Origin of the sequence: Pilimelia columellifera subsp. columellifera (assembly GCF_039532605.1) — a bacterium.
Taxonomy (GTDB): Bacteria; Actinomycetota; Actinomycetes; order Mycobacteriales; family Micromonosporaceae; genus Pilimelia; species Pilimelia columellifera.
In genome coordinates this window covers 1-8,181 of the sequence record NZ_BAAARY010000012.1, presented here as the reverse complement: position 1 = coordinate 8,181, position 8,181 = coordinate 1, and the positions used below count along the sequence as shown (strand labels likewise).

The window sequence follows — 8,181 nt, the reverse complement described above, 5'->3', positions numbered from 1 at the left end:
TGGCCGCACACCCCTTCTCCGGTCGAGGTCGATGCGATCCGAGACCTGGCCGCGGGGCTGGGCTGAGTGCGTTACGACGATGTCTGGATCACCGGGACCGGCAGTGTCCTCGGCGACCTCACCCCGGTCGCCGAAGCGGTCGCCGATGGTCGGTACGCCCCCGCGGACGCGGCCGAAGCCGGTCTGGTGTCGGTCTCCGAGTCCGACCTCGACCCACCTGACATGGCGGTGCGCGCCGGTCGGGCCGCCATGGCCCACGCCGGCGGGTCGGTAACTCCCGGTCTCCACCTGCACGGATCGGTCTACTTCCAGGGTCTGGACCTGTGGTCGTCAGCGTGCGCGGTGGCCGCCGAGGTGATCGGTGAGCAGTGGCCCGGCCTGTCGCTGCATCTGGGTGGCCTGTCAAACAGCGCCCTGGCGGGTCTGGAGCTGGCCGCCGGACAGTTGGCGGGCCAGGCGGGCCCGTCAGCGGCGCTGGTCACCGCGGCGGACCGGTTCAGCGCCCCCCAGTTCGACCGGTGGAATGTCGACTCCGGCGTCGTGTTCGGCGATGGCGCCGGCGCCGCTGTCCTCGGCCGCGGCGGTGGCCGGCTGCGGCTGCTGGCCTCCGCCTCATACACCGACGCCGGTCTGGTCGGCCTGCAACGCGGCGACGAGCCGCTCACCGGCGCCTCCACTGCGGCGCTACGCCCGCTGGTGCTGCGGGAGCGGGCCCGCCAGTTCTTCGCCGCCGGGCGGCACACGCCCGCGTCGGTGCTGGCCCGGTCCATCGCCGGCGTGCAACGGGTGACGGCGCAGGCCCTCGCCGAGGCGGGCGCCTCACTCAGCCAGTTGAGGTGGGTGTGCCCGCCGTTCGTCGGGCAGGCCCTGTTCAAGACCGCCTACGTCGAGCCGCTTCGCCTTGACCCGGCCCGCACACTGCACCAGCTGGGCCTGAGGGTCGGTCACCTGGGCGCGGTGGATCAGCTGGTCGCGCTCGACCATCTGGTCCGCCACCGGCTGGTCGCGCCCGGCGACCGGCTGGCCCTGATCGGCGTGGGTATCGGATTCACGTTCACCTGCCTGGTCCTGGAGGCCGGTCCGAGACCGCAGTGAGCGGATCCCATGTTCACGCCACCATCACCGGCCGGATCGGCCGGGGTGGGGCGGAGCTGGCCACCACACTGGTGGCGCGGGCCATGTCTTCACGGCTCCAGGACGCCATGACCCCCGCCGCCCAGAGCTACAAGGGTCGCACCGTCGGTTCGCAGGCTCGGCAATGCCGGGCGCCAGCATGCGTCAGCGACTGTCGCGCCGCGCCTGCCGACGGGCGCCCGCCGCCCGGGTGGCGGCGTGCTGCTTACGCCGCTGTGGCGCATCGGCGGGGCGGGGCGGGCGACCAGCAGCGGCCACCGGTCGACCCGCGGGGGCGACCGAACGGCGGGAGGTGGCGGGCGGTGCAGTGTCGCGGGCGGCTGTGGCCTCGGCCAGCCGTTCAGCCTTCAATGCCCGGGCGCTGGCCTGCGCGGCCATCGCCAGCCGCCTGCTCACCCGCGCCAATGCGTCCTCGAAGATCTCTGCCTTGCCCGCGTCCCGGGTGTTCTTCGGCCGGGCCTTGCCTCGTCCGCCGACCTCACCCACCCGCGTGGCAGCCCGCCGCCGGTACACCTTCACGTGCTTGTCGCGTGCTCGGCGCACCCGCGTGTGCAGCTCGACCAGCCTGTCCTCGTCCAGCGCGACCAACGAATCCCGGTCGGTCTCGCGAACCAGCCCCTGCTCGGCCTCGGTCAACGAACCCAACAAGACTTTCACCACCACAATGCCCTCCACGAGCACAGTCACGGACTCCGTCCCCGGTCACGTGCGATTCCCACGATAGAGCGACCGCGGCTCCGCCGAGCCGATTCGCGACGACTCGGCCATGGCCCGAAGATCCGCGTACGCCAAGATCGGGTCGCCTGAGCCAAGACCTGGTCGCCTGACTCGTGGGCAAAGCGCCGCACAGCGGGCCCGCACTTCACCGGCGGCGGGCTGCTCCCAGCGGCACCGCAGCGACCGTACGACCAACCTGGAAAAGATCGAAACCTGCGACGGGACCCCGGTACGTGTCGCCAAGCCGCCATTCCCTTACAGAGGACGAACAAGAGCGCAACCGACCCGTCCGGAAACTCGGGGCGCATCAGATGCTCCAGCAGTCGGCTGTCGAGGTCGAAGATCCCGCCGTCAAGATGGAGCAGTCCACCGGCGCCCGGGACTCGGCGCCGACATTGGCTGAACCGCGCACCCTCCCAAGCGACCTGCCTAGCGGCGTGTATCAGGCCGGCGGCTAAGCCTCCGGCGGGCGGCGGGCCCTCATGGAGGCGCCGGTCGGATCTGCTAGTCTCGTGCCACGAAGCGGGCTGTAGCGCAGCTTGGTAGCGCACTTGACTGGGGGTCAAGGGGTCGCAGGTTCAAATCCTGTCAGCCCGACCACGCTTTGACCTGCAAAAACGCCCCACCTAGCCGATCTTGGGCAGGTGGGGCGATTCGCGTTTGGGGGGCGCTTTGGGGGCGCGGCCTGCTACAAATTGGTCCCCCGGTGGTCCCCGCCCGGGCGTGTCGGACCACTGTGCTCGTGCTCGCAGCGGAGCCGGTACCCGAGGGTGAACGCCTCGACCACGGACCCTGGCAGCCGATGGGCATGCCGGGCGATCTGCCGAACGTCGGTGGACATCGGCGCGACGAGCAACCACACCACCGACACCTCAGGATGATCCGCGGATGGTCGACGTGCGGGAGCGGATTCCCGAACACGGTGCTGATCCACGACGTGATCTCAAAACCCAGCAAGACTGCGAACGTGACCGCTGCCCCGAGACGTGCCCAGTGGCGGCCCGTGTGGTCGGCGCGTTCGGCGGTTCGCTGCGGCTCGGCCAGGTAGGTGGTGGCGCGCTTGGTGCGGCCGTTCATCGGTGCTCCTCCAGGGGACTATTGCTGGTGGGAGCGCCGAGCATGGCACCGGCTGCCCGGGCGGGGGTTCAGCCGTTGATCTGCCAAATGTGGCCTTCGGTGTAGGCGCCGCCAGTAGCCGAACCCGGAGAGGCGGTCAGGGCGTGTCGGCCGGGTGTGGGCTTTGGCCTGCGCAAACGCGATGTCCACTGTCGACGGTTGTCGGGGTGGTCGCGCACGGAGGGCCTATCAGGCCAACGATCGACGGTCGCGGGGGAAGCCTTCTGCCGGGAATCTGTCACTTGACCTGCGGGAACAGGGATCTGCGACGTTCACGACAATACATCTGCGGACGCCGATCCCGACCACACCGTTGTGCCCCCTGCGCCCCTCCCCCGGCTCGCCTCGTCAGCGGTCCCGCCGCCGCCGACGCCGACCCACGTACCGGGGCCCATCAACCCAGTCGTCACGCAGCCGGTGGCGTAGGACCCAGCTGCCCGCCCCACCGAGCAGCAAAGTCAGGACGGGCAGCCAGGCGGGCATGTCAGGCGGGCTCGTAGGTGGCCCGGAAGTCGGCATCGGCCAACCGTTCCAGGTGCCCGCCGCTGGTCTTGGTGACCAGGCGCCGGTGGTGAGCAACTCCCAGCGCGAGTCCCTGTCGGTGAGCGAAGTAGGGACGGTCGTCAGGTCGGGCGTCGGCGTGCTGGACGAGGACGTTGTAGATGGCGGTGGCCCGGTCGGCGCTCATGGGCTCGTGGAACAGGGCGTCACGCTCGAAACCGCCATGGGGGCGTTCCTTTCCGTCGCTCGTAAGGGACAGGTAGTCGCCGCGCCCGATGGCCCGGTCGTCAACGGTTTGCGCACAGCATGGGGTCGACCACACCGAACAGTCCGCGTACCTGGCGGTCACCCGGACGGCGGCTAGGTCGTAGTACGACCAGCAGCGGGCGCACTGCGCCGGACTTCTCATGCCGGCGATCGCCGCGGCGGGGGCACGCCACCACGAGGACAACCCGCCCGAGGAGGTCACCGCCCACCACCCAGGGCGGCGCTCGCCCGTTCAATCGCCTCAGCCGAAGTGCCCGGGCGGCGGGCGGCCGAACAGCGCCGGTGCCGGTGGCGAACGCCTCGATCTTGTCCATGTCCTCGCGGGACAGTCCCACCCTGGGCTGGGGGCGGATCAGGAGCGCCCGGCCGTCGGCGGTCAACTCGTCGTGCAGCAGGCTGCCCGGTTCTGGGACAGCCTCGTCGTCGGTCCAGACCAGCCGCCGGCCCCCACGCAGCACCTTGCGGGCTGCCTCGATCTTCAACCGGTCCGCCTCCGGGCCAACAACGGGATCAGTGAACGCCCGGTCCAGGGCAGGAAGGCGGAACAGGCGTTCGAGCTGGTCGGCGTACGCGCACCAGGTGCTGCACCACACGATCTCGACACGTCCGGCCGAGCGTAGGGCGCGCAGACGGTCGAGGAGGGCGGGCGCCCACCGCATCCGCCAACTCGTGGTGCCCGCCCAGGCGTCGCCTCGATGGGGCGCCGCGCCCCACTCGGGCTTGGTGGCGTTGATGACGCCGTCGACGTCGAGGAGCCAGATCGGGGGAAGGTTGTTCATTTCGGGGCTCCCTCCGGGTTGTCGTTGATTGTGTCGAGCACAAGCTGTGCGCGCCGCCCGGTTTCCGCGCGGTGCCGCAGGTCGCCGACGGTCGCGTCGATGAGGTCTTGGTAGTCGCCGGCTGTCGGATCGACGGGCACGAGCACATGATGGCGCTCGCTGTCCGGTTCGGCGAGGCGCACGTACGCGCCCGAACGACCGCCGACCTTCCGCCAGCCGGCCCGACAGCTGGACGGCCCGCAGGTCACGAGCCGGATCATGCGCCGCTCGCCGGTAAGCAGCCAGCGGGTAGACACCTTGGCGTAGTTGGCGATCAACGCCACGTCGAGCGCCGAGAAAGAGAAACCGCCCCCGGCGGCGAGGTTGCAGGCGAGCCGGTCCGGGTCAACGCCCGCTTGTGTCGCGTACTCGATGACGGTGAGACCGGACTTGTCGATCAGCTCCCTAATTCGGGCGGCAATGCCCGCCACGATCGGAACGGCACCTGGCGCCGCTGTGTCGGCTTGCTCGTGAGCGTTCACCGTTCGACCCCATCTTCGAGCGGCTCCGATAGCGCCTTCACCGCGCAGTCGTCGACAGGGTCGCCCACCAGCAGCTCGCACAGCCGACCAAGGCTCCCGCGCGGCAGCAACCCACGCTGCTCGTACATGAGATGGGTGTCATCCCAGCGACCGAAGAAGGCGAACCCGCCCGCGGCGGAGGTGCCGTTGGCGTCAGCTCGGTCAAGCCGCGCCGCCGGGTCCGTGACGTCACTTAGAGCCTGGTAATAAGGGGTTCGGGTGGGTTTCGGACACGCGGCCGATCGACGATCATGCGTGGGTGCGGCGTGGTGAGGTGACATGAGGAAGGGCCCTCGGTAGGAGCGAAAGTGACGACCAGCCCGACCGCAGGCCCAACGGTGTCTGTACACCTTGTCGCTGGCGTCGCTGCAGCGACCACCCTGGGCGATCACCTCCCGACCGCCCGGCCCCGCCACTACCCGTCAGACACCAGCGACGCCGAATGGACCGTAATCGCTCCGCACGTCCCGGCCGGGACCAGGCGGGGACGCCCGATCATCTACCCACGCCACGACGTGGTGGACGCGATCCGCTACCTGGACCGCACCGGCTCCCAGTGGGACGCCCCACCCGCCGACTTCCCCACCCCAAAACTCGTCTACCACTACTTCAAGATTTGGACCGCCGACGGCGCCCTGACCCGGATACACAACCACCTGCGCGAACAGGTCCACGAATACGCCGAGGGCCGCCACCGGAAACCGACGGCCGCGATCATCGACTCGCAGTCCGTGCCAGGCGCGGAGACCGTCAGCCAGACCCAACGCGGCTACGACGCCGGCAAGAAGATCAACAGACGGAAATGGCACATCGCCATGGACACCTGCGGGCTACTGCTCGTAGTCCTGATCACCGGCGCAGGCGTACAGGACCGCAACGGCGCCCCACCGCTGCTGTAGGCGCTACGCGCCTGCTTCCCCGACGTCCGGCTGGTCTGGGCCGACTCCGGCCACACCGGCCAACTCGTCAGCTGGGCCACCACCCAGCTCAGACTCACCATCCAGGTCGTAGCCAAACTCGCCGGGCAGACCACCTTCGTCGTCCTACCCCCAGGTGGTGCGTGGAACGCACGTTCTCCTGGATCAACCGCTGCCGGCGCACCGTCCGCGACTACGAACGGCTACCACAACACCACGCCGCGATGACCCAATGGGCTATGACCATCATCATGACCCGCCGACTCGCCCGCCACCGCCATACCTGAAACGCCTATTTACCAGGGTCTAATCTTGTTCTTTAACCTTTTGCTGCTTGCGGGCTGTGATGGTCAGGTCGCGTTTGACGGTTTTCCCGATGACGTGGCGGGGTGCGGATCCATGCAGCGGCAGAGCCCAGCCAAGCAACTGCTCCTGCGGCTCCCGACGGAACCGCCTTACAGGTAGCTTGAGCCAACCATTGGCTCAGGGTCGACTCCATATCTGTCTGCCGTCAGACCAGCCGACTCGCACGGACCTGCGCGGCGAATCGCGCTGCTCCGATCCTCAGAAGATGAAGAGCGGACGGTAGTTACACGTCGATGTCTCCCGCAGCCCATCTGCGAAATGGCCCAACACCCACCATGAGGGTGTCGGGCCATCGAAGTAACATCAACTAAACACGAACGTCTGCCGAGACGTCACGAACGAAGGCCGTCGGGCGCAACGTGGCCCGCGGCAACGTGCTCCTGCCGGTTCTGGCCGGCGATCGGGCGCAGATCCGACAGCAGGGTATCATTCACCACCGTGTCCTTGCCCGCTACCGCGGCGACCGGGTCAGCGGCGGCAGCCGTCGTCTTTCCGTAGGCGTACTGCTCGACGAAATTGTCGTTCTCTCCATAAATGCGGAACCGAACTCGGTAGTCGCTGTACTGCGGCACGATGGGGAACTTGAACCGGCCATCATCGTCGGCCCGCTTCCAAGTGATCCCCTAGCCGTCCACCACCAACTCTACATACACACGCTGGACTGGCTCGCCGTTGGCCGTCACCAGACGCCCGGATGCCGTGGTCTTCGGCAACAGAGTATCCGTGGGCGTGTCGGTCGTCCCATCGCTGGTCACCTCGTACGTCTTCGCCTTGCTCCGCACCAGGGTGGAGGGGAAATACTGCCGGAAGTTGCCGATGCCGTCGGGCTTGGTGGCGAAGTGATACAGGCCGGGCAGCGCATCGAACGTCACGTTCCCGTTGGCGTCCGTGTCCCGGTAGGTCCAGCCGACAGAGCCCGAATGGGACGGGAAGATGTCCACGCTTTCCTTCACCGCCGGCTTGCCATCGGCCGCGTTCACATGCGCGGTGATCGTGCGCAGCGGTGCGAACACGTCAGACGCCGTCACGGAGCCGTCCGGCGTGATGGTGAACCGCTGCGCCTTCGCCGGGTCGGGGGTGTGCGGCACGAACTGCTCGCCCGCGAATTGAGGCCAGAGGGACGCCGAAATGGTGTAGATGCCGACGTGCAGGTTCGGGAACCGAAACTCACCGGTCTCCTGGTCGACGAGCGTGTCGTACGTTTCGTTCGGGTCCGCCACGCTCCGCACGTAGACGCGGTTCCCACCCTGGTACTCGGAGTCCAGGCGCTTAAACGTGCCGGACGCCGACCCCCTCGGCAACAGCTTCTCATCCACCTTTAGCGACGCTCCGGCGTTCAGGGTGAAGATCGTGGCGCCGTCCCACCCCTTACTGCCCGGAGCGTACTGCTTGAAATCGTGATCGGTGATGATCTCGACCTATAGCGGCCGGCCGGCGCCTTCACCGCGTACGAGCCGGATTCGGTCGTGCGGGAGCTGAAATTCTGGCCGCCACGGGCCGGCTGAAGGACCACAAGACGGCCAGCGGCAAGCTTGCCGTTGGCGTCAAGCACCGTCCCGGCGACCGTGCCATCCTCGACCGGCGACGCCCCTGCCGGAACGCCCAACACCAGACCCACGCCCAGGACGGCCACCACGGCCACACCACCACGAAGTACAGAAAGAAAGGACATAGACAGAAAGCTATCCCCTCCGCTTCCATGATCACAGGGTAGATGTCCGGGTGACAATGAGGTGATCTCAGCAAGGGCGTGATCGTCGGCGGGGACGACACGGGCACCTCGTCCATAACGGACGGTGTTGGAGAGGGCGCGGGGCCCTCGGT

12 protein-coding genes and 1 tRNA gene are annotated in these 8,181 nt (G+C 68.2%); 5 read left to right on the top strand and 8 right to left on the bottom strand.

Going from position 1 to position 8,181, the window contains the following annotated elements:
* Positions 1–66: 66 nt before the first annotated feature.
* Positions 67–1,095: a ketoacyl-ACP synthase III family protein gene (locus ABD287_RS13160; protein ID WP_344172758.1), complete on the top strand. Its 1,029-nt coding sequence runs from the start codon at positions 67–69 to the stop codon at positions 1,093–1,095.
* Between the two features lie 183 nt (positions 1,096–1,278).
* On the opposite strand, the gene ABD287_RS13155 is transcribed toward ABD287_RS13160, so the two are convergent.
* Positions 1,279–1,821 (bottom strand): hypothetical protein, encoded by a 543-nt coding sequence (locus ABD287_RS13155; RefSeq protein WP_344172756.1) that lies wholly within the window; start codon positions 1,819–1,821, stop codon positions 1,279–1,281.
* Positions 1,822–2,162: 341 nt separating this feature from the next.
* On the opposite strand from ABD287_RS13155, the gene ABD287_RS13150 reads away from it, so the two are divergent.
* A complete protein-coding gene (locus ABD287_RS13150) occupies positions 2,163–2,309 on the top strand; it encodes a hypothetical protein (protein ID WP_344172754.1) in 147 nt (48 codons plus the stop codon).
* A gap of 65 nt (positions 2,310–2,374) precedes the next feature.
* Positions 2,375–2,451: transfer RNA gene (locus ABD287_RS13145), tRNA-Pro, on the top strand.
* An 88-nt stretch (positions 2,452–2,539) separates the two neighbouring features.
* On the opposite strand, the gene ABD287_RS13140 is transcribed toward ABD287_RS13145, so the two are convergent.
* The 5 genes from ABD287_RS13140 to ABD287_RS13120 form a co-directional block, all read right to left on the bottom strand.
* Positions 2,540–2,713 carry a hypothetical protein gene (locus tag ABD287_RS13140; protein WP_344172752.1) on the bottom strand — a complete coding sequence of 58 codons (174 nt, stop codon included), beginning with the start codon at positions 2,711–2,713 and terminating at the stop codon, positions 2,540–2,542.
* Between the two features lie 738 nt (positions 2,714–3,451).
* Positions 3,452–3,655 (bottom strand): hypothetical protein, encoded by a 204-nt coding sequence (locus tag ABD287_RS13135; protein ID WP_344172750.1) that lies wholly within the window; start codon positions 3,653–3,655, stop codon positions 3,452–3,454.
* 100 nt (positions 3,656–3,755) lie between these two features.
* Positions 3,756–4,514, bottom strand: coding sequence for an HAD domain-containing protein (locus ABD287_RS13130; RefSeq protein ID WP_344172748.1), 759 nt, complete (start codon positions 4,512–4,514; stop codon positions 3,756–3,758).
* On the bottom strand, positions 4,511–4,984 hold the full coding sequence (locus ABD287_RS13125) for a hypothetical protein (RefSeq protein WP_344172746.1): 474 nt from the start codon (positions 4,982–4,984) through the stop codon (positions 4,511–4,513). Before ABD287_RS13125 ends, ABD287_RS13130 begins: the two co-directional genes overlap by 4 nt.
* 47 nt (positions 4,985–5,031) lie before the next feature.
* Positions 5,032–5,163, bottom strand: a complete 132-nt coding sequence (locus tag ABD287_RS13120; protein WP_344172744.1) for a hypothetical protein — start codon at positions 5,161–5,163, stop codon at positions 5,032–5,034.
* A 249-nt stretch (positions 5,164–5,412) separates the two neighbouring features.
* On the opposite strand from ABD287_RS13120, the gene ABD287_RS13115 reads away from it, so the two are divergent.
* Positions 5,413–5,973 carry a transposase gene (locus ABD287_RS13115; RefSeq protein WP_344172742.1) on the top strand — a complete coding sequence of 187 codons (561 nt, stop codon included), beginning with the start codon at positions 5,413–5,415 and terminating at the stop codon, positions 5,971–5,973.
* Positions 5,877–6,278, top strand: a complete 402-nt coding sequence (locus ABD287_RS18555; protein WP_425565615.1) for a transposase — start codon at positions 5,877–5,879, stop codon at positions 6,276–6,278. Before ABD287_RS13115 ends, ABD287_RS18555 begins: the two co-directional genes overlap by 97 nt.
* 411 nt (positions 6,279–6,689) lie before the next feature.
* On the opposite strand, the gene ABD287_RS13110 is transcribed toward ABD287_RS18555, so the two are convergent.
* The gene (locus ABD287_RS13110; protein ID WP_344172740.1) at positions 6,690–6,929 is read right to left on the bottom strand and encodes a hypothetical protein; all 240 of its coding nucleotides are present in this window, start codon (positions 6,927–6,929) and stop codon (positions 6,690–6,692) included.
* Positions 6,930–6,980: 51 nt separating this feature from the next.
* A complete protein-coding gene (locus tag ABD287_RS13105) occupies positions 6,981–7,673 on the bottom strand; it encodes a hypothetical protein (RefSeq protein WP_344172738.1) in 693 nt (230 codons plus the stop codon).
* Positions 7,674–8,181 lie beyond the last annotated feature (508 nt).